The 20,474-nt window shown below is 60.3% G+C and carries 14 protein-coding genes and 1 pseudogene; 10 read left to right on the top strand and 5 right to left on the bottom strand.

What is annotated here, in order from left to right; genetic code table 11:
- Positions 1–52 precede the first annotated feature (52 nt).
- From NZ705_05420 to NZ705_05430, 3 genes are read left to right on the top strand one after another with little or no spacing between them, the layout of a single operon-like run.
- Entirely contained in the window at positions 53–724 is a 672-nt protein-coding gene (locus tag NZ705_05420; GenBank protein MCS7292402.1) for a HEAT repeat domain-containing protein, read from the top strand.
- Between the two features lie 12 nt (positions 725–736).
- The gene (locus NZ705_05425; GenBank protein ID MCS7292403.1) at positions 737–1,804 is read left to right on the top strand and encodes an Mrp/NBP35 family ATP-binding protein; all 1,068 of its coding nucleotides are present in this window, start codon (positions 737–739) and stop codon (positions 1,802–1,804) included.
- Positions 1,801–2,196, top strand: coding sequence for a hypothetical protein (locus NZ705_05430; GenBank protein MCS7292404.1), 396 nt, complete (start codon positions 1,801–1,803; stop codon positions 2,194–2,196). The genes NZ705_05425 and NZ705_05430 overlap by 4 nt, the downstream gene beginning before the upstream one ends.
- 2 nt (positions 2,197–2,198) lie before the next feature.
- Here the strand turns inward: NZ705_05430 and NZ705_05435 are convergent, their stop codons facing one another.
- The 3 genes from NZ705_05435 to ndhI are packed head-to-tail and all read right to left on the bottom strand — an operon-like array spanning position 2,199 to position 4,616.
- Positions 2,199–3,347, bottom strand: coding sequence for an alanine--glyoxylate aminotransferase family protein (locus tag NZ705_05435; protein MCS7292405.1), 1,149 nt, complete (start codon positions 3,345–3,347; stop codon positions 2,199–2,201).
- Between the two features lie 53 nt (positions 3,348–3,400).
- On the bottom strand, positions 3,401–3,997 hold the full coding sequence (locus tag NZ705_05440) for an NADH-quinone oxidoreductase subunit J (GenBank protein ID MCS7292406.1): 597 nt from the start codon (positions 3,995–3,997) through the stop codon (positions 3,401–3,403).
- Positions 3,998–4,031: 34 nt separating this feature from the next.
- Positions 4,032–4,616, bottom strand: a complete 585-nt coding sequence (gene ndhI, locus NZ705_05445; protein ID MCS7292407.1) for an NAD(P)H-quinone oxidoreductase subunit I — start codon at positions 4,614–4,616, stop codon at positions 4,032–4,034.
- A 137-nt stretch (positions 4,617–4,753) separates the two neighbouring features.
- On the opposite strand from ndhI, the gene NZ705_05450 reads away from it, so the two are divergent.
- A complete protein-coding gene (locus NZ705_05450; protein MCS7292408.1) occupies positions 4,754–5,440 on the top strand; it encodes a HEAT repeat domain-containing protein in 687 nt (228 codons plus the stop codon).
- Here NZ705_05450 and NZ705_05455 read toward each other — a convergent pair.
- A complete protein-coding gene (locus NZ705_05455; protein MCS7292409.1) occupies positions 5,393–6,208 on the bottom strand; it encodes a hypothetical protein in 816 nt (271 codons plus the stop codon). The two genes, NZ705_05450 and NZ705_05455, sit on opposite strands and share 48 nt — an antisense overlap.
- Before the next feature lie 193 nt (positions 6,209–6,401).
- On the opposite strand from NZ705_05455, the gene NZ705_05460 reads away from it, so the two are divergent.
- From NZ705_05460 to NZ705_05475, 4 genes are read left to right on the top strand one after another with little or no spacing between them, the layout of a single operon-like run.
- A complete protein-coding gene (locus tag NZ705_05460) occupies positions 6,402–7,289 on the top strand; it encodes a hypothetical protein (GenBank protein ID MCS7292410.1) in 888 nt (295 codons plus the stop codon).
- Positions 7,290–7,315: 26 nt separating this feature from the next.
- Entirely contained in the window at positions 7,316–8,329 is a 1,014-nt protein-coding gene (locus NZ705_05465) for a serine protease (protein MCS7292411.1), read from the top strand.
- A gap of 1 nt (position 8,330) precedes the next feature.
- Positions 8,331–9,518, top strand: coding sequence for a trypsin-like peptidase domain-containing protein (locus NZ705_05470; GenBank protein MCS7292412.1), 1,188 nt, complete (start codon positions 8,331–8,333; stop codon positions 9,516–9,518).
- Entirely contained in the window at positions 9,499–11,106 is a 1,608-nt protein-coding gene (locus tag NZ705_05475; protein ID MCS7292413.1) for an ABC transporter substrate-binding protein, read from the top strand. Before NZ705_05470 ends, NZ705_05475 begins: the two co-directional genes overlap by 20 nt.
- 360 nt (positions 11,107–11,466) lie before the next feature.
- On the opposite strand, the pseudogene NZ705_05480 reads toward NZ705_05475, so the two are convergent.
- Positions 11,467–16,323 (bottom strand): annotated as a pseudogene (locus NZ705_05480) (5'-nucleotidase C-terminal domain-containing protein).
- A 489-nt stretch (positions 16,324–16,812) separates the two neighbouring features.
- Between NZ705_05480 and NZ705_05485 the strand changes: the two are divergent.
- On the top strand, positions 16,813–17,550 hold the full coding sequence (locus tag NZ705_05485; protein ID MCS7292414.1) for a peptidylprolyl isomerase: 738 nt from the start codon (positions 16,813–16,815) through the stop codon (positions 17,548–17,550).
- Complete coding sequence (locus tag NZ705_05490; GenBank protein MCS7292415.1) at positions 17,547–20,474, top strand: peptidase domain-containing ABC transporter; 2,928 nt, start codon at positions 17,547–17,549, stop codon at positions 20,472–20,474. The genes NZ705_05485 and NZ705_05490 overlap by 4 nt, the downstream gene beginning before the upstream one ends.

Here is a 20,474-nt window from a genome sequence, read left to right on the forward strand (position 1 = left end):
CCACCGCTTATCTTAAAGGGTTGCAGCGGCGAGAAAGTCAACCCCCGTTAGGATGGAATTGACGGTGGTGTTGCGAGCAGCGATGGATTGGGCCAGCGTGGTTCACCAGGTCAAAACCGCTGCGTCGCCGGGGGCTTTGGTGGCGGCGGTGCAACGGGTCGCTGAATGGCCGGAGCCGTCCCAGGCGATTCCTTTGTTGATCGAGGTGCTGGGGTACAACAACCCGGCGGCGGCGCAGGTGGCCATCGCCAGTTTGCAGCGCTGGGGACGACAGGCGGTACCCGAATTGCTGGCACGGTTGGATGGCTACAACTATGGGGCCAGAGCCTATGCCGTGCGGGTCCTGGCGCACATTGGCGACCCCCGCGCTTTAGAGGTCTTGGAACAGGCGGCGCGCTACGACTTTGCTCCGAGTGTGCGGCGGGCGGCGATTCGGGGTTTGGGCAACATACAGTGGCAGGAACTGGCAACGCCAGAACCCTTACAGGAACGGGTGGCCCAGGCGCTCCGGGATTTGAGTGGCGATGGCGATTGGGGAATTCGCTATGCCGTGATTGTCGCCTGGGAATTGTGGCACCAGCGGGGGTTGCCGGGCTTTTTGCAGCCGCAGATGGACGCTTTACTCCAGCAGTTAGCCCGAGATGAGGACCGGGTTGTCCAAGCGCGCGCCCAGTGGGCTCTGCAAAGGTCTGATAAGTACGTTACCATGCCAAAAGAAGTCTGAAAGAGGCCAGCCATGAGCGTGACGCCCCAGCAGGTGTTGGAAGCCTTGCGCCCTGTCAAAGACCCGGAACTCCAACGCAGCCTGGTGGAATTGAACATGATCCGGCGCGTGCAAGTGGAAAACGGGCGGGTGTCGTTCCATCTGGTGCTGACCACGCCGGCTTGTCCCCTGCGGCAAATGATCGAAGAGGACTGTCGCCAAGCCGTGTTGCAGTTGCCTGGGGTCGAACAAGTCGAAATTGTCACCACGGCGGAAACGCCCCAGCAGAAATCCCTGCCCCAGCGGCAGCAGATTCCCGGCGTGCGCAACATCATTGCGGTCGCCAGCGGCAAAGGAGGTGTGGGCAAGAGCACCGTAGCAGTCAATCTGGCGGTGGCCTTGGCTCAGGCGGGCGCGCGGGTGGGGTTGCTCGATGCGGACATCTACGGCCCCAACGACCCGATGATGCTTGGCGTCAGTCACCAGCGCTTGGTCGTCGCCGACAGTCCCCAGGGGGAAGTACTGACTCCAGCGGAAAACTACGGCGTCAAGCTAGTGTCCATGGCGTTTTTGCTGACCCCCAGTCAACCGGTGATTTGGCGCGGCCCTATGCTCAACGGCGTGATCCGGCAATTTCTCTACCAGGTGCAGTGGGGCGAATTGGATTACCTGCTGGTGGACTTGCCGCCCGGAACCGGTGATGCCCAGTTGACCCTCGCCCAAGCGGTTCCGATGGCCGGCGCCGTGATTGTGACTACTCCCCAAAAGGTAGCGGTGGCCGACGCGCGCCGGGGACTGGAAATGTTCCGTCAACTAGGTGTGCCGGTGCTAGGCGTCATCGAAAACATGAGCTATTTCATTCCCCCGGATGCGCCCGAAAAACGCTATACCATTTTTGGCGAGGGAGGCGGTGTCCAGTTGGCGGAAACCCTGGGCGTGCCGTTGCTTGGGCAGGTCCCCTTGGAATTGCCAGTGCAGTGGGGGGGCGATAGCGGTCAACCGGTGGTGGTAGCGCACCCGGAATTGGCGTCGGCTAAGGCGTTTCGGGAGATTGCCGGCAAAGTCGCGGCGCGGGTGTCGGTATTGGCGTTAGGGGCATGATGGCAAGGGGATGGGGGTCGGGTCTAGGGCTGCTCATGGGATTGAGCCTGTTCCCGGCCTACGCCCAACCGCAGCGTGTGCAATTCCCACCCGGCGCTTCGTCCACGACCCTGCAGGCAACCGTACGGGGTTATCAGGTGGCGGAATACGTCCTGCGAGCCAGAGCAGGGCAGGTCATGTCCGTCCAGGTTGTTTCCGCCAATCCCCATGTAGTTTTCTCCATGTTTGACCAAGAGGGCCGCCACTTCCCTGGTTCTCCCGCCGAAACCACCCAATGGCGCGGTCGTCTCCCCAGCTCTGGCGACTATGTGATCGTTGCCGGTCTCACTCGAGCAGCAGCTCGCCGTACCTCTCAACCCGTGCGTTTGACACTCCACGTCACCATCCGCTGATTTTAGGACAGAACCTGCAGGGCGGCGGCCACCCCACTCCCTGGGGTCACGGGATGTCCCAACTGCTGCAATACCGCTTCCAGGGCGCTGATCACCGTCAACATTTCCCGCTCACCCGCAAACCCCAGATGCCCGATGCGGAAAATTTTGCCCTTGAGATGGTCTTGCCCCCCAGCGACCGCAATGCCGTATTGCTTCTTCAACAGGCTGCGCACCGCTTCCGGGTCCACCGTGGTCGGAGCTACCGCTGTGACGGCGGGGCTTGCGCACTCTTTGGGCCCCAATAGGGGCAATCCCAACGCCGCCATCGCCGCTTGCACCATCTGCGATGTCCGCCGATGCCGCGCAAAGATGTGGGGCAACCCCTCCTGCTGCATTAACTGCAAACTCTGGCGCAGGGCAAAAAACAGGTTCACCGGCGGCGTGAAAGGCGTGGTGTTCTTCGCTGCGTCTCGACGATATTGACCCAAATCGAAGTAGAACTTGGGCAGTTGGGCCGTCTGGTAGGCCTCCCACGCCCGCGCGCTCACGGCCACAAACCCCAGCCCTGGCGGAATCATGTAGCCCTTCTGGGACCCGGAGACGACCACATCCAAGCCCCATTCATCCATCGGCACCGGCGTCGCCCCCAAACTGGTCACCGCATCCACGATGATCAAGGCTCGCCCGTGGGCCTGGACGTAACGGTTGATCGCCTCCAGGTCGTTCAACACACCGGTGGAAGTTTCGCTGTGGGTAACAATCACCGCCTTGATGGTTTTTTCCGTGTCGGCGGCTAGCTTCTCCCCAAACGCCTCGGGATCTAGGGGTTGACCCCAAGGCGCCGTGATGGTCTCCACCTGCAATTGGAACGCTCGGCACAGAGCCGCCCATCGCTCGCCAAACTTGCCGTTGCACCCGCACAGCACCCGGTCCCCTGGACTCAAAAAATTGATAATCCCCGCCTCCATTGCGCCCGTGCCCGAGGCGGTCAGGATCAGCACGTCGTTATTCGTCTGGTGCAACCACTTGAGACCCGCCGTTACTTCCTCCATCAGGGCGCTAAACTCGCTGCTGCGGTGCCCAATGGGATGCTGGGCCATGGCCCGCAACACCGAATCCGGCACCAACGTCGGGCCAGGGATCAACAGCAGCGAACGGTCAAAGGTCATGGGCGCTTCACCGCCTTCAGGGTAGGTAACCTACTATACCACACCCCAGCGTCCTAGCGCTGACCAGTGGGCGTGGGAAGTTCGGGACGAGGCCGCTCGGGCAAACTCAACGGCGGCACCTCTGGAACTTCCGTCGGAGGAATCAACTCGCGCCGCGCCAAAACTACAGCGCCAATGAGCGCCATCAACAACAGCACCGATGCCAGCTCAAACGGCAGCAAGAACCCATTGAAGAAGTGCTGGCCGATGCGCACGATGGAACGGGCCGGATGGGGCGCCACCTGCACCGCCCAGGGCGTGGTAAAAATCATCGTCCCTAGCAATGCCAGCAGTCCAAAACAGACAAAGGTGGTCACGACCTGGCGCACTCCGGAGCGAGGCACCGGCGCAAACCGCTCCCGCTTGTTTACCAGCATGATGGCAAATAGGATCAGCACGTTCACCGACCCCACATAGATCAGAACCTGGGCGGCGGCTACGAAATCGGCATTCAGCAGGATATACATCCCCGCCAGGCTAATAAACACCCCCCCTAGCAGGAACGCCGAATGCACAATGTTGTCCAGCAGGACTACCCCCAGGGCGGCCAGGAGCATCATCCCGCTTAACACCGCAAAACTAACCAGCTGTACCCCTTGCCCTAAGGTCACAGCAGCGCCTCCTTTTGTGTTGTCCTTCCGTATTTTAACCCTGCGCCTGTTCCAGAATTTCCTCCGGTCGCAGGCCCGCCCGCCGTTCAGTGTGGGGCACCTCGTGGCCGTCCATGACTCCTTTCGGCAAGTAGGCCAACCCGCGAATGGGTTGCACCATCGGGTCCTGGGTCACGTTTAGCGGTAGACGCCCCAGCGCCTGGCTATCGTAGTTGAGTTCATGCCGGTCGTAGGTGGACAGTTCGTACTCCTCGGTCATGGACAGGCAATTGGTGGGGCAGTACTCCACGCAGTTCCCGCAGAAGATACACACCCCAAAATCAATACTGTAGTGCTTGAGTTCCTTTTTCTTAATGTCCTTGTTGTATTCCCAATCCACCACCGGCAGGTTGATCGGGCACACCCGCACACACACCTCACAGGCAATGCACTTGTCAAATTCAAAGTGAATCCGGCCCCGGAACCGCTCCGACGGGATGAGCTTTTCGTAGGGATACTGGATCGTCACGGGCCGCCGCTGCATGTGGTCAAACGTCACCGATAGCCCCTGGCCAATGTAGCGGGCCGCCTGGAGCGCCTCCCGCCCATAGTCCGCCACTTTGTTGAGAAATTTGAACATAGCTGCTCTCTCGATGGGGTCTGCACAATTCCTATGATGAACTCCCTTCTCGCCCTGCGCAAGGAATTCCCTCCTCGCCAACCGCCTATCCCCTGCGCTAGGATAATTGTTAAGAAATGTTACGAATGGGGTGGGCGATGGTGGACCTGAAGCAGTTGGAACGGCAGTTGGACAGTCCGAATCTCAAGGACCGGTTGTTAGCTCTGGTGGCGCTGCGGGATGTGGAGCCGGCGCAAGCGTTTCCCCTGTTGAAGAAGGCGCTGGCAGACGAGAGCTTGCAGATTCGCTCGATGGCGGTATTTGGGTTGGGGGTCAAACCCACGCCGGAGTGCTTGCCACTGCTGGTGCAGTTGTTGCAAAACGACCCGGACTATGGGATTCGGGCCGATGCGGCTGGGGCCTTGGGCTACTTGCAGGACCCTCGCGCGGTCGAACCCCTGATTCACGCGCTCTACGAAGATACAGACTGGTTGGTGCGCTTTAGCGCCGCTGTTTCCCTGGGGAACCTGGGCGACCCCCGCGCCTATCAGGTGTTGCTGCAGGCCCTTGAGGCGCCTGAACCCGTGATCCAGCAGGCAGCGATTGCAGCGCTGGGGGAAATCGGCGCTGTTCAAGCTGTGGAACGGCTGTTGACCTTTGTGCAGTCGGAGGACTGGTTGGTGCGTCAGCGGGTTGCCGAGGCCCTAGGGAACCTGCCCCATCCGAAAACGCGCGCCGCGTTGCAGTACCTGGCCAAGGACAATCATCCCCAGGTGCGGGCGGCAGCGACCCATAGCCTATCGCGGTTGGCCGAGCCCTCGGTGCAAGACTCGATAGTCCACTAATTGCCAGCCATTCCCCTGGAAACGGCCGTAGACCATCGGTTGATCGGCCCGCGCCGCCAGGGTAACCCCATCTAGGGCCACTTGCCACAGGGACGACCGCTCCACCCCCAGGATGTAAGTCTCGAAAAGGATGCTGGTGGGGTTTTCCCGGCTCCAGCCCAGCAGCAGGGAGTGGGTGTAGGCGACCGCCTGCGGACTCAGGAGACGCACGCCCGTGTCATCCCACACCAGGGCCCGGTCGGTAATCTCCGACGACCCAAACCAGCCTACCACTTGCCGCGCCAGCAGTTGCCGGCCATTGGCAGACCAGGAGACCGGCACGAGCGCCCAGATTTGGCCTGGTTCAACGACGGTCGGTTGACCCACTGGGCGCAGGGCAATGGGTGATGTCTCCCCCAATCGCCGGATGTAGAGGGTGCTGGTGACCCGAGTGCGGGTGTAATCCTGGGGATGAGCAAAAACCTGCACCTGGCTAAAGGCGGCGTAACGCCCGTCTGGTGACCTCAGCACCGGGCTCTGGACCGTCCCCCGCATCGGCTGTCGTCGTTGCTGCGCCTGGGTCTGAATGCCCCACACCCACCGCCAGGGCATGGGATAGGCGCTCTGCAATGGGTCTTCTGGCACCCAGGCCGGTACAGGTAGCGATAACGGTCGGGGATGCGCCGTGGCCGGGGAAGTCTCTAACTGTGCGAAGCCTAGCAATAATAGCAGCACAATGGTTACTCCCTGGATGGTCCAAACCCTGTGGTGTCCTTTTCGCCCAGGCATGGCGACGTTACCCTGGTCTCACCCCCACTATAGCAAGCGCATCTGGACTATTGTTGCCTAGTTTTTTATAGAAAGAAATAAAAATCAACCTACAGCGGCACAAAAAGTTCCCTTTTCAGGGGATTAAGCAGCGCATAAACCTCCAGCAATGTTATAGTGATGGATAAAAATGGTGTGAGGTGCCAGAACTCCTATGATGCGAACCAAAGCTTGCCTCCGGTGGACAGGGTTAGCAGCGCTGGTACTAGGGGGATGTACCACTGCTGTTAACCAGACGAGTGAGAATGCACCCACGCCCTCACCCATTCAACAACTGAATAACGTCCAAGCGGCAGCGCGGCCAACGCCCCCGCTTTCTGTTGCTGTCAGCGCACCGGTTCCCTTGGCCCAGGATGATTTGATCCCTTCGGAGGACCCCGACAAGCGCCGCGACGAGTTGATGCCAGGTCGGAACGACCCCTTTGCGCCTCCCGGAACAACCGCCCAGCGCCCTGGTGAAGTCGTGGAGATTCCACCGCCGCCGTTTGACATCGCCCCAGCGCCGGGGCCGTTGCCCCAAGTCCAGAATGCGCCGTTACCGCCGTTTGACCCTGGTTCCTCTACGCTGGCGGATTTCCCGGGACGGGGCGCCGACATTGCCAATATGATCATCGTGCATGGCGTTGTGCAGGTGGGCGACCAGGTACAGGCGATTGTGAAAACGCCCAACGAATCCTCGGCGCGCTACGTGCGAGCAGGGCAACGCCTGGAAAGCGGTCTAGTGCTCGTCAAACGCATTGAAGCGCGGGGCGTGCAACCTGTGGTGGTGTTCGAACAAGATGGGGTGCAAGTGGCGCGTGCGGTGGGTCAGGAACCCGATTTCCCGGTGAATCCCTACACCATCGGCGCGCGGGTGCCGAGCTTGCAAAGTCAAACGCCACCGGTTCGCTCAGGTATGACGGTGGGACCTTTGGAAACTCAACCGGCGATGCCTGGGCAACCGTCGTCACCGGCAACTCCGCCCCGCCAGGGTCAAACGCCTGGGATGCCGACCCCAGCGCAACCAGCCGTGGTCTTACCGCCCGCTCCTCCCGTTCGTTAACCGTTTATGGAAGGGAGTGATTGCCTATGCGATCCGTACCGTTGACAGTGGGGTTGCTGTTGACCTTGGCGTTGCCGACGCTAGCCCAGCGGTTGACCCCCCAGAATGTCCAGGATGTTTATACATTGATTGCTGAGAACGTTTGTCCCTACCCCCGTAGCCCGATTGACCTGCGTTCGCTGCGGGAGTTGACGGGACGCGATGATTTGACCCTAACGGATGTCCAGCTCATCTGTGGCCGGGCGACGGGACGCCGGGTGGCGGTCGCGCGAACAGTTGGCCGTCGAGCAGCTCTATCCAACTTTGATCTCATCGAGCGGGCGCGGCGGGCAACGGTGTCGGTCATTTTGTCGGTTTACGATGCCGTTGGGCAACCTCAGCCGTCTCCGGGCAACATTCCTACCAACCCAACGTTTGGGGAGTTCTTTGCACTACAGCGGCTGTACGATATCCGGCAAAGCACGGGGTTCCATATTGGCAACGGTCTGATTATCACCAATCTAACGTCTGTAGGGGGCGTACCAACGGCCATCAGCAGCGACGGTACGCTCGTGCAGGTAGAGGGCGCTAATGCCAATAACATGCGCATACGGGTCGAGCTGGCGGATGGGTCGGTGCGGTTAGCGCGGCTAGTGTACTTTGACCCCACAACGGATACGGCGCTGCTGGCCGTCAAGGGAGACATTCGCCGATTGCCTGCTCTGCCGGTGGCCACGGGTTTGCCGCGAATTGGCCAGCGCGTGTTGACGGTGAGTTATCCCATTGGAGTGCTGCCGGTGACGGCGACGGAGGGGATGGTGGTGGGCATTCGGCCCTACGGACGGTTGACCCTTTTGCAGATTGATGCGGCCACCAGCGAAGGTTCCCAGGGCGGGCCGGTCTTGGATGAGCAGGGTGCGGTCGTGGGTGTGATTACTCTCAAGAACCCCACAGCCTTCCAACTGGCTGGTTCGCTGCTAGGGACTCAAAACATCGGCTTTGCAGTGCCGATTGGCACTGTTTTGCAACGGTTGAATCTCGCAGCGCGGGGAGGTCACTGAAATGAATTGGCGACGGTGGTATTGGTTTGCAGCGCCAGTAGGGGCGGCAGCCGTCTTAACCACGGCGGTCATCACCACAGGACAGGGCGTGCGTTCCCAGTCTCAACCGGTGGTCGTTACAGACACGCAACCGGCAACGGCTCCGGCAACCCAACCCGCAGTTCAGGAAACGGACTGGCGAGCAGCGGCGCGGTTGGAGGCGGAAAGTGCGGCAGCCATTGCCCAAACGGCGATGACGCCAGCCGACTGGGAACTGGTGCGGTCCAAGTGGCGAAAAGCGTTGGCCCTGTTAGACAAAGCGCCCCAGGACGCGCAGACCGCACGCATGCGCCGTTACTACCAGCAGCAGTTGCAAGAGCAAGGGATGGTGGAAGAAGACGAGGTGCCTGCTGGGCGACGGGTAGCCAGCGCCAATCTCCTGCCAGGGACGCGGGGCATCTTCGCGCGGGAAATCGTCATCCGAGGCGTTCCTGTACCAAACCAGGTGTTGACCCCCGCCCAAATTGTCAATCGCTATTTGCCGGCAGCGGTGACGGTGGAGCCAACACGTGCAGTCGTAGGAAGCGGGTTCCACATTGGGGAGGGTTACGTGATTACCAACCTGCACGTGGCCCAGGAGGCGCGGGCGTTTGACCGGCGGATTTTCGAGGACCGTCCGATTCCGATAACTGTCCAGCTCTATGACCGAACCCGCCGGCCAGCACGGGTACTGCGAATCATGGAAGGCGGCTTGGCGGCAATGGCTGTTTTTACGATTCCCCATGAACCCTACGACATCGCCTTGTTGCAAATTCAGGGGGATGTGAGCGACTTGCAAGCGGTGCCCTTGTGCGGCAAGATGCGGGTAGGCGATGAGGTGATTGCCATTGGAACGCCCCTTGGCCAACGCAACACCATTACCCGAGGCATCATTAGCGTCATTCACTCTTTCGAGGCGGGGCATATCATTCAGACCGACACCCAAATTCTCGGAGGCAACAGCGGCGGTCCTTTGCTCAACAACCGGGGAGCCGTCGTGGCGGTTAACAGCGCGGGGATTTTTGGCGCTGCGGTGGAAGGACTGAAGTTCTCGGTACCGATTGTCCAAGCGCTAGAACGGATGCGGGTGCGGGTGCTCAATACGGATAACCCCGGCTGTGGCGGTACAGGGCCAGCCGATCGCATGGTTTATGCCCCGGGGCAAAAATAAGCGCCAGTGGTGGGGAATTCTCCTGCTGCTTTTGACGGGCTGTCCCTCACCGGCGCCGCCACCCTTTATCCAGGAACGCGACCCCAATCAAATTCTCATCGGCACGACCGCCAAGGTCAGCACCTTAGACCCCGCCGACGCCTACACCGTGTTTGCCGGGAATGTGCTGATGGCCTTGGGGGACCGGCTCTACACCTACAAGCCGGGAACAACAGAACTCCAACCCCAGTTGGCAACGGCTTTACCGCAGGTGAGCGCCGATGGCTTGACCTACCGGATTCCCCTGCGTCAAGGGGTGGTGTTTCACGACGGCACACCCTTTGACGCTGAGGCCATGGCCTTTTCGCTGCGGCGGTTTATGGAAAATGGAGGGCGGCCTTCGTTTTTGCTCAGAAATATCGTGGCGGACATTCAAGCCACAGGCCCCTATGAACTCACCATTCGCTTGCAAAGGCCTTTTGCTCCCTTTCCCCGGTTGCTGGCGTTTTCGGGGCTGTGTGCCGTCTCCCCCAAGGCCTACACGATTGGGCCAGGGCAATTTCAACCGCGCACGTTTGTGGGGACGGGTCCCTATCAGTTGGTGTACTTTGGGAGCGATGTGCTCAAGCTCAAACGGTTTCCGCGCTACTGGGGGCCGCCGCCGGCCAATGCCCAGTTGGATATTCAGTTTTTCAGTAGCAGCGCCAATCTGTACAACGCTTTACAAACAGGGGCCATTGACGTGGCCTACCAGTTTTTGGAGCCAACCCAAATTCTGGAGTTGCAAAAGCGTGACGATATCCAAGTCATCAGTAGCGCTGGCACCGGCGTCAATTACCTCACTCTCAATCGCAACCAACCGCCCCTAGACCGCCGGGAAGTGCGACAGGCCCTCGCTTTGGCCATGCCCCGCGAACTCATCCAACAACGGGTGTTCCAGAATTTGGTGGAACCCGCCTTTAGTCTCGTGCCCAGCACCTTGCCAGGATATCAGCCGGTCTTTCGGGTGGCCAGCGACCCACTGCCTATCGAGCGGGCCAAAACCCTGCTGGCCCAAGCAGGTTTCAATCCCACGCAACCCCTGCAACTCGACCTGTGGTACCGGAGCAATATCCCCAGCCAAATCCAGGTGGTGAGCACGATTAAGGCTGCGCTGGAGCGAGAGTTGCCGGTGCGTCTCAATCTCCAACCCGTGGACTCCACGACCGCTTACCAAAATCTAGAAAAGGGAATTTACCCCCTGTTTTTGCTGGACTGGTATCCCGACTTCCTCGACGCCGATAATTACTTGGAGCCGTTTCTCAGTTGCACCAAAGGAAACGAGACCGAGGGTTGCCTAGAAGGGTCGAGCCGTACCTTTGGTTCGTTTTACTACAGCGCCAAGGCCAATGATTTGATTAGCCGCAGTCGTCGCACCACTGACCCTAAACAACGCCTGGTATTACTAGGAGAATTGCAAAAGTTACTGGCCCAGGATGTACCCTACATTCCCCTCTGGCAAAACCGAGAGTTCGTATTTGCGCGTAGAGACGTCCAAGGGGTGCGCCTAGAACCAACCCAGACCTTTCCCCTCTGGTTGTTGCAGAAAGCGCCCCCTGCGCCCAATTAACTAGCCCACAATCAGGATGTCAGCGGCGGTGAGATTGGGAGTGCCGGCCAAGGTGGCAAATAACCCACCCGTTCCCAGCCCAGCCGTCCCTCGGTCGGGGTTGTAGAACAGGTTCCCCGTTTGCCGGTTGTACACAATCAGCGCCGATGCATTCCCTGCTGTGATGACTTCATTGGCAGCGGCCACATCCACCACCGCGAAATCGGCAGGGGCTAGGGGGGTTCCCCCACTGAGAATCGTTCCGCTAGCAGCGGCTAACGCTGTAAACGTGGTACGGCTCAGTACAAGAGCATCGAGACCCGGCGTGAAGTCGGTCACCGTATCCCGACCCAGCGCCGCACCAAAGGGCGCGTTGCCGTCGAATACAAAGCGGTCGCTGCCAGACCCACCCGTGAGCAGGTCATCTCCAAAACCACCGACCAGCACGTCACCGCCAGACCCGCCATCGAGAATGTCGTTACCCGCACCCCCAATCAGCGTATCAGCGCCAGACCCGCCGTTGAGCGTGTCATTGCCGTCGCCACCGTCAATGGTGTCGCTGCCCGAATCGCCGCTGAGAACGTCATTACCCCCTTCACCGTAGAGAATGTCGTTCCCTACACCGCCGTTGATGGTGTCATTGCCCGCCGTACCCACCAGAATACTCGCGCCCGGATTCGGGTCATTTAGGGTTTCTCCTGGGCGCGCTAAAGCTAGGGGCATCCCGGCCAACATATTGCCAATCCCCAGCAGCCCATCATAGGGCGTCGTCGGGCGGGGCAGGATTTCGTAGGCCGTCAATGTATTGCTGATTTCGTTGGCCACCAACAGCACCGGGCGACCGCTGGGACTGTCTGCTGCCGGGATAAACAACAGCCCTTCGGGACTGACATCGCCAGGAACATTGATGTAGTCCACAAAACGGGGCGCATTGGGATTGGTGATGTTATAGACCACCACCCCGTTAGACCGCTCCCAGGCGATGAAGGCATAGATCTGGTTGCCCACCTGTCCCAGCACCAACCCTTCCGGCTCCGGCCCTTTGTTATCGCTACGACTTTTATCCAGCACCCCTCGGGCCGCCGCAATCAGGTCAAAGTCGTTGCCGCTGTCGTACACCAAGGCCCCTGTCTGGGCGTTCCAGATGGAAAACGACCGACCGCCTAGCGTCACCAAGCGTTCGTAGCCGGGCGCGGGCGCATCGTCCCCCACCGTCCGCAGCACCGTTAACCGCCCCAACGCCTCCGTGTCCTGAATCCCGCTGGGGATGGGGAAACGCTCCGGATTCAACGTCAGGCTGCCGACCCGCGCTTCATTGGCAAAACCACTGTACTCGCGCCCATCCCCCTCGTTTGCCGTTACCAGATACGTCACCCCATCCACCACGTAGGCAGCAATCGCATCCGGCTGGTACGCCCCAAACAGATTGGGAAAACTCTGCGGATTGAAGGGATAGGCAATGATGCGGGCACCCCGACCACCCGTCAGGTTGCGCCCATCCACCGTGATGCGGGTATTGACACCCCCGACAAACTCGCCGCGGGCGTTGGTTCCCGAAAACCGAATGTCAAACTGGCCGCCAATGGCCGCCACCGCCACATTCGCATTGCCCCCCACACTGGGTAAAGCACCCAAGGCATCGCGGATCGCCGTCGCACTGGCGTTGAAGGGCAAAGGTCCGGTGGTAAAGGTCCCCGCGCTATTGCTCACCGTCAGGGTAAAGGTGCCCCCTGTCGCGCCCCCCAAATCCAACACCGCAAACGTGTCCGTTGCATCCAGGCTGTTGCGGGGCGAGCTGTGGTCCTTAAAGCCCAAGGGCAGGATATTGGTGACCACCCCTCGCTCCAGGTCCACCAGCGCCACCGCGTTGTTTTCCTGCAACGTCACGTAGGCAAAGCGGGAGTCAGGGGTGATTGCCACGTATTCCGGCTCCACATCCTGGGCCACCGTGCGACCCGGCCCATCAAAGATGGCACCCCGTCCCTGCAGTTCCGCCCGGCGGTCGTTAAACGCCCGAAAATCGGCATCCACCACCCGCAGGGGCGATGTCGCCGTCAGCCCTCGGACGCCCCCTTCAAACGTGATGATGCTGACCGACCCTTCGGGGTCCACATCGCCAGTACCGTAGCCTTGGGGTTCCCCTTCGTTGGCCACCACCAACCGCCGTCCATCGGGAGAAAACGCGATGTTATCCGGCAAGAAGCCAACTTCCACCTCGCGAATAAAACTGTTGTCGCTGGCGCGGAAAAACAGCACCCGGCCCCGCACCCCCGCATCCGCCCGCTCAGCCGACGTTGTTCCCAAGGCTGGACTAATGGCCACCGCCACAATCCCGTCTTTGACCGCCACGCTGTTGGCGCTGATCCCCCGGCTGTAGCGGGCTGTCGTCACCGTCCCCAGGTCAATGGTGGTCACCGCGCTGGGATTCCCTAAATCGGCAACCGTGCGAATCTCCAGCCGGTTGGTGCCCCCCACCACAAACACCTTGCGCGTTGCCGGGTCATAGGCCACGATTTCCGCGCTATCAAACCGCACCGTACTCCGCGGCGCCAGCAACAGCTCCCGATTCGGCACCGTGCTCAAGACAGTGTCCTGGGTCCCCGGCACCGCCAGATTTTGGATGCGCTGGTCAAAGCGAGCATCGGTTTCCGGTGTGCTGTAGCTGGGCCGCCCCTGGGCCACGTTGTAGCGGGTAAACAGATATTCCGCTAAAGCGTCCTGCTCCGTCCCCTGTGCCGCAAACGTGACATTGTTCCCTAAAATCGCACCGCCGACCCCAGGCGTGCGGGGGTTGCCGTCCAGGTTCAAATCCACCCCCGTCTCTGGCAGGAAATCCACCCGATTGGCCAGGGTGGGATTGGCCTTGACCCAGCGCGCCAAGGGATACACCGTATCCACAATCGCCGGCACTGCTGGCGTGGGGTCTCCCGCTAGGAAATTCAGCGTCACCAGGCGCAACGTGGCGTTAGGGTCCCCCACAAACCGCCCGTCTTGGACAATGACCTTGGTCACAATCCCGTTTTCGTCCGTCAGCACCAGGTTGCGCAGGCGCCCTTCGCCGTTGGCCAAGCGCTGTTGAAACTCGGGTTGCAAGACCCCCAGCGCGTCAAATACGCGCGTAGAAGTAGCTCCTTCACCCCGCAGCTCCTGCAGCCCTGGCCGCGTGGGGTCATAGCTGAAGCGCACCCCCGCCACCTGCGGGAAATTCCCCGGCGTTTGTCCAGGTGCCACCGTCGCCACCGCCGCCTCAAACAGCCAGTAGAGCTGCTGCTCCGTGATCGTCAGTAGTGTCAACCCATTGTTAAACCGCAGCGTCCCGGCAATATCCAACTGGGACACTTGTCCTTCCTGCTTGCCCGACAGGGGATTGGCCTGGGTCGGCAAAAAGTCTGTCCGGTCGCCGACATTGCGCACCGCCCCGATGACATCGCGGATGCCGCCTCCATTTTTCAAAGACAGCGTTACCGTTGGGTCCACCGCCCGGGCATAGACCAAATTGGCGTCCGCTGTTAAATTCCCCAAATTCGTCTCCTGGGTGCGCACCTGGGAGCGCCGTCCTTCCAGAAATACGCTGGTGTTCCCAGCAATGTTGCTGTCCTGGGCATTGACTACCGCCGTCACTGCATCCACCAGTTGCCCAGCCAGCGCGGCCCGCAGACTGGTTTCCCGCAGCCTGGCCGTATCCGCCGCCCGGTTCCCGCTGGGGGTCCCCAACCCCAACGCCGGAAACACTACACTGTCCAGCGTCGCGTAGGCCCCGCTCACGTTCGGGTTATAGCTGCTGGGAATAATTACCCCCCGGTCATCGAACTGGATCACCAGGCGTCCCACGTACTCGTACAGGCCGTCAGTGTTGACCAGGGCTATGGGGTTGCCGTCCGCCCCGTTGACAAAGGTGGGGTAGGGGCCCTGGCTCACGTCTCCAGGCCGCAGCACATCGTTGGCATCCGTTAGAATGGTGCCGGACCCCCCCGCCATGATAATGTCCACACCCCGCAGGAGCGGCGCCAGCGCCAGGTCCACCTGGAACTGTTGCAGGTGGGTCACCAGGATGATCTTGTTGATGTCATCGGCAGTGCCCAGGTTGTTATCCGGTCCCCGAATCACCCGGTCAATCACCGGCTGGATGAGCTGGGCCAGCTCCTGCACATCGTTGCGCCCACTGCCGATCACCCGCGTAGCTCCTGGCGACGAGATACTCGCCAGCAAGGGCGTTGTCAGTCCAATCACCCCGACCCGGTCAAAGGTGGTGCTGGGGTCGCCATCCAAGTCCACTACCGTTGCCGGCGCCAGCTTATCCCGCTCCTCCAGTTCCGTTGGCGTGGTCGCCCGCTGAATCCGGTCCGCCGTCAGGGCAAACGCTGTACTGAGCCGCAGGGGTTCGGTAGTAAACAGCGGCCCCCCGTTGATGAACGTATTGATGATGTCCGCATTCAGGTTGGGGTCCTGGGAAAAATCCAAATTTGCCGCCAGGTAGGGGAAAAGCGTCCCTAGCCAGCGCGTCCCACCTAGCACATTCCCGCTAGCGCTAGCCCGAATGTCTTCCGCAATCAGCTCGGCCACAATCGCCGTGCCCAGGTCAAACTCGTGGTTCCCCAGCGCCGACGCATCAAACCCCACGATGTTCATCAGGGCAATGTCAATCCGGCCAGCGCCGCCCCGCAGGTCCGTAAACGCCGGAATCGCGTTCCCCACCACGAAATTGGCCGCCGTCAGAGTCGGGTTACCCGTCAGCGTCGCAAATTGCCCGCCTGCTGCGCCAAAGCCCGCCTCCGTCCCGTTTTGGTTGTAAAACAGCTTGCCGTTGGTGCGGTTGTAAACGATAAAGGCGGCACTGGTTTCCGCCGCTGCATCGCTGTCGACGACCGCAAAAGTTGCCGCGTCAATCGCCCCAAAACTGGTAAACCGAGTAAACGTGCTGCGGTCCAGCACAATCGTGTCTTCGGCAGGGTTAAAGTCGGTGATTGTATCAATCCCGATGAGCGTGGTCACCGCCGTTGTGGCGCTGGGGGATGGCGCGCTGAAAATAAACCGGTCCCGTCCGGCTCCACCCGTCAACGTATCGTCTCCTGGCCCACCTTGCAGCGTGTCATTACCCGCACCGCCGTTGAGCACATCATTCCCTGCGCCCCCATCGAGAATGTCATCCCCCTCATTGCCGCTCAAGGTGTCATTGCCCAGAGCGCCGCTAAAGTGGTCATTGCCAGGCCCGCCGGTCAAGGTGCCATTGCCGTCTCCATCGGTAATGCGGTTGAAGAAAAAGCGGTCATACACCCGCCGCAGGACCGTCTCCACCGTTTGGACACCCGGTTCGCCCGGTAACACGTCCACCGTCGTATCCCCGGCTGCGTTGAAAAACGGCCCCGCCAGGTAGTTATCCCCCGATGAAAGGATCAAAGTATTGCGGGACAAGGGGCGGACAACCGTACCACTTGGCACCAGCGTTGGGTCATTGGCGAAAAAGTCAATCAGGGCCGTAAACCGGTCCACGTTGGGAATCGCCCGAACCGTTCCCTCCAAGTCGGAAGCGTGGAGCAGTTGCAAGGTAAATACCATCGTCCTCACCCCTTCCCGTGCTGAACCAGTATCAAGCTAGGGAAAAAGGTGGTTCGGGTCAATTAAGAACTGGCTAAGAAAACGTTAAGGCCGATGACCAAGGGCAAGTAGCCGGCGCCGCCCTGCTAAAGTTTTACTGAATAGGGAGCAACGGTGGCCGTAACAGTGACCATGACGGCAGCGACTGGGGTCTTGCAGGTCGGTGACCAGATTTTTCAGGCTACCGACTTGTTGCGCTTGCTGGCGGTGCATCAATTGTTATTGCCCCTGCTGCGGGGTATTGTGACCGATAAGGCCCTTGCCGACATCCCCTGCATACCGGAAGAGACCCGCCAGTGGGTGCAAGCGTTTTGGCAACAGCAGCAGGCCACCACACCGGAGCAGCAACAAGCCTGGTTACAAAAGCATCACCTGACGCCGGAACAGGTAGAAATGATTGCCAGCCGTCCCCACCGGTTACAACGCTTCAAGGAAAAAACCTGGGGCGCGGACGTGTCCAGTTACTTCCTGCAACGCAAAGACCAGCTCGACCGGGTGATTTACTCGCTCATCCGGGTGCCCGACCCTGGCGTGGCTCAAGAAGTGTACTTTCGCATCAGCGACGGGGAGCAATCCTTTACCGAAGCCGCCCAGCAATTTTCCCAAGGCCCGGAAGCGATGACGGGTGGGCTCATTGGCCCGATGCCCTTGGGGAGACTCCATCCCAGCCTGCGCAAACTGCTAGCGATGAGTCAACCGGGCCAGCTGTGGCCGCCGGTGCAGTTAGGGCAGTGGTGGGTGATAGTGCGCTTGGAACGGCTGTTACCGGCCCAGTTGGACGATACCACGCGCCAGCAACTGCTGGATGAGCTGTTTGAGCAGTGGCTGGAGCAGCAACTGAGCCGCCTGTCGTGGAAGGAGTTGGGATGACCGCGACTGCAGCGCCGATTCAGGAGTTTGTGCTGGGGTTGCCGTTTATGCAGGCGCTGGCCCCAGCCGTGCAGCAGCGCGTGCTTGACGCCATCCAAGTCTGGAAGTATCGCATAGGCCAGCCGTTGCTGGTGGCCCACCAAACTCCGGACCAGGTGTTGCTGCTCTATCAAGGCTCCGTGCGGCTGTTATTTACTGACCCCCGCAGCCAGAAGCTGGTGACGCTGGCGCGGTTGTCGCCTGGGGCGGTGGTGGGGTGGCTGAGCGCCCTGCGGGGCCAAACCTGTGAAACGGCGATGGCAGCCGAAGAAAGCGTAGCGGTGAGCCTACCGGCGGCGCTGTTTGGGGAGCTGTGGCGCACTCAACCCGCGTGGCAAACGTATTTCGGTCCGGAACCCACGGCGGTGGAGATAGCGGAAGTCATCGCTGCGGAATGGCAACACCAGGCGCAGCAACCGGTGGATTTGCCCTTGCGGGAATGGGTGGCCCAACTGCGGCCCCACATCCAGTGCATTACCCTGCAGCCAGGGCCCTTGACCTTGCCCGACGTGCCGGACTGTCGTTGGTGGGTCAGCGTGGGCCAGGTGGGCGAGTATACCCAGGGGCAATGGCTCGACGGGGCAGCTCCCCATGTGCGGGTCCGCCAGGTGACGCGCTTGCTGGGAGTCACCCAGCCCATCCTACCTGAGTCTGCAACGGCGGCTATTCCCGTTCCGGCGTCACCCCGCTCGGATTCGCTGACGGAGATTCCCTATGCGCCGGCGTTGAGTGGGCAACCAGCCAAGCAGGCCAGCCGTTATCCCTACGTGCAGGGGGAAGGACCTGTTGGGGGCGCGTTGGCCTGCCTGCAGATGGTGGCGAGGTTTTGGCAACTCCCTTTCCGGCGCGAAATGCTGCGGCGACTGTTGGAAACCCGCAGTCGGCAACTTGGCGGCGTGACGCCCCAGTTAATGGGTGCGCTGGTGCAACTGCTGGGGTTGGATGCGCAACTGCTCAGCGTCCCCGCCCCCTTGTTGACCCGCGTGGAAACGCCGGCGCTGGTGCAGTGGCAGGGGCAGTGGGTGGTGCTGTTTGCCGTTTCGCCGGCTGAAGTGGTGCTGGGGGTGCCGGAGCAGGGCCTGGTGTACCGGGAGCCGGCTAAACTCTTGCCGACCTTTGGGGATGACATCACGCTCTTGACGCTCAAAAAAACGGCCCACACGCCCCAAAAACGGTTTGGCTGGGGCTGGTTTTGGCCGGTGATTTGGCGCTACCGGCGGGTATTAGCGGAAGTTTTTATTGCGTCCTTTTTCGTGCAATTATTCAGCTTGGCGAACCCTTTGATGATTCAAATCATCATTGATAAAGTCCTGGTTCAAAACAGCGTCAGCACGCTGCATGTGCTGGGGATGTTGCTGCTGGGGATAGCGGTGGCGGAAGCCGTCTTAGGGGCACTGCGCACGTATTTGTTTGTCGACACCACCAACCGGATGGACCTGGCGCTGGGGTCAGCAGTGATTGACCACTTGTTGCGCTTGCCGTTGCGCTATTACGAGCGGCGACCGGTAGGGGAATTAGCCACCCGCATCAATGAGCTGGAAAACATCCGGCAATTTCTGACCGGCACGGCGCTCACTGTGGTGCTTGATGCCGTGTTTTCGGTGGTCTACATCGTGGTGATGGTGATTTACAGTTGGTTGCTGACGCTGCTTGCCCTGGCGACCGTGCCCTTGTTTGCCCTGTTGACCCTGCTGGCGGCGCCTTTGATGCGGCGGCAGTTGCGCACCAAAGCCGAGCGCAACGCAGAAACCCAAGCCTACTTCACGGAAGTCATCACAGGGATTCAAACGGTGAAGGCGCAAAATTTGGAGCTGACGGCGCGCTGGCGCTGGCAAGGCCACTACGGTCGCTACATCAGCGCGGGGTTTCAAACCGTGATAACGGCAACGACGGCCCATTCAGTGAGTAACTTTCTCAACCAGCTGTCGGGTTTGTTGCTGATTTGGGTGGGGGCGTTTTTAGTGCTCAAAGGGGAATTGACGCTGGGGCAATTGATTGCCTTTCGCATTATTGCCGGCTACACCACTAGTCCCCTGTTGCGGCTGGTGCAACTGTGGCAAAACTTTCAGGAGACGGCGCTATCCCTGGAGCGGCTAGCCGACATTGTGGACACGCCGCAAGAAGCAGAAGACAGCACCCAGATTCCCATGCCGCCCATCGTGGGGGCGATTCGCTTGGAAGAAGTCAGTTTTCGGTTTAGTCCCAACGGGCCGTGGCAATTGGTCAATATCTCGTTAGAGATTCAACCCGGAACTTTCGTGGGGATTGTGGGGCAAAGTGGGGCGGGCAAAAGCACGCTGACCAAGCTGATAGCGCGGTTGTACACCCCGGAGTCGGGACGGATATTGATTGACAATTACGACATTGCCAAGGTGGATTTGTACTCGCTGCGCCAGCAGATTGGAATGGTGTTGCAAGAGCCGTTGTTGTTCGACGGCACGATTTTGGAAAACATTGCCCAGTCGAATCCGGATTTACCCATCGAAGCGATTATTGAAGCTGCGAAGATTGCCTGTGCGCATGAGTTCATCATGGCATTGCCCCAGGGGTACAACACGCGGGTGGGGGAGCGGGGGAGTGCGCTTTCGGGTGGGCAACGGCAACGGATTGCTCTGGCGCGGGTGTTGGTGCAACAGCCCCGGTTGCTAATTTTGGACGAGGCCACCAGCGCGTTGGATTACGACACGGAGCAGCAGGTGTGTGCTAATTTGCGGCGGGCGTTCCAAGGGGTGACGGTGTTGTTTGTGACGCACCGGTTGAGCACGATTCGCCAGGCGGACCGGATTTTAGTGATGGACAAGGGGCGGATTGTGGAAGATGGCACGCACGACGAATTAATGGCCCTGAAAGGGCGGTATTATTCGCTGTATCAAAAACAGGACTAG

The organism is Gloeomargarita sp. SKYB120 (assembly GCA_025062155.1).
Taxonomy (GTDB): Bacteria; Cyanobacteriota; Cyanobacteriia; order Gloeomargaritales; family Gloeomargaritaceae; genus Gloeomargarita.

Excerpts from the sequence above, each read along its gene's own strand:
- NZ705_05490 (MCS7292415.1), top strand. The coding sequence starts at position 17,547 with ATGACCGCGACTGCAGCGCCGATTCAGGAGTTTGTGCTGGGGTTGCCG.
- NZ705_05485 (MCS7292414.1), top strand. The coding sequence starts at position 16,813 with ATGACGGCAGCGACTGGGGTCTTGCAGGTCGGTGACCAGATTTTTCAG.
- NZ705_05470 (MCS7292412.1), top strand. The coding sequence starts at position 8,331 with ATGAATTGGCGACGGTGGTATTGGTTTGCAGCGCCAGTAGGGGCGGCA.
- NZ705_05420 (MCS7292402.1), top strand. The coding sequence starts at position 53 with ATGGAATTGACGGTGGTGTTGCGAGCAGCGATGGATTGGGCCAGCGTG.
- NZ705_05475 (MCS7292413.1), top strand. The coding sequence starts at position 9,499 with ATGCCCCGGGGCAAAAATAAGCGCCAGTGGTGGGGAATTCTCCTGCTG.
- NZ705_05430 (MCS7292404.1), top strand. The coding sequence starts at position 1,801 with ATGATGGCAAGGGGATGGGGGTCGGGTCTAGGGCTGCTCATGGGATTG.
- NZ705_05425 (MCS7292403.1), top strand. The coding sequence starts at position 737 with ATGAGCGTGACGCCCCAGCAGGTGTTGGAAGCCTTGCGCCCTGTCAAA.
- NZ705_05450 (MCS7292408.1), top strand. The coding sequence starts at position 4,754 with ATGGTGGACCTGAAGCAGTTGGAACGGCAGTTGGACAGTCCGAATCTC.
- NZ705_05435 (MCS7292405.1), bottom strand. The coding sequence starts at position 3,347 with ATGACCTTTGACCGTTCGCTGCTGTTGATCCCTGGCCCGACGTTGGTG.
- ndhI (MCS7292407.1), bottom strand. The coding sequence starts at position 4,616 with ATGTTCAAATTTCTCAACAAAGTGGCGGACTATGGGCGGGAGGCGCTC.
- NZ705_05460 (MCS7292410.1), top strand. The coding sequence starts at position 6,402 with ATGATGCGAACCAAAGCTTGCCTCCGGTGGACAGGGTTAGCAGCGCTG.
- NZ705_05455 (MCS7292409.1), bottom strand. The coding sequence starts at position 6,208 with ATGCCTGGGCGAAAAGGACACCACAGGGTTTGGACCATCCAGGGAGTA.
- NZ705_05465 (MCS7292411.1), top strand. The coding sequence starts at position 7,316 with ATGCGATCCGTACCGTTGACAGTGGGGTTGCTGTTGACCTTGGCGTTG.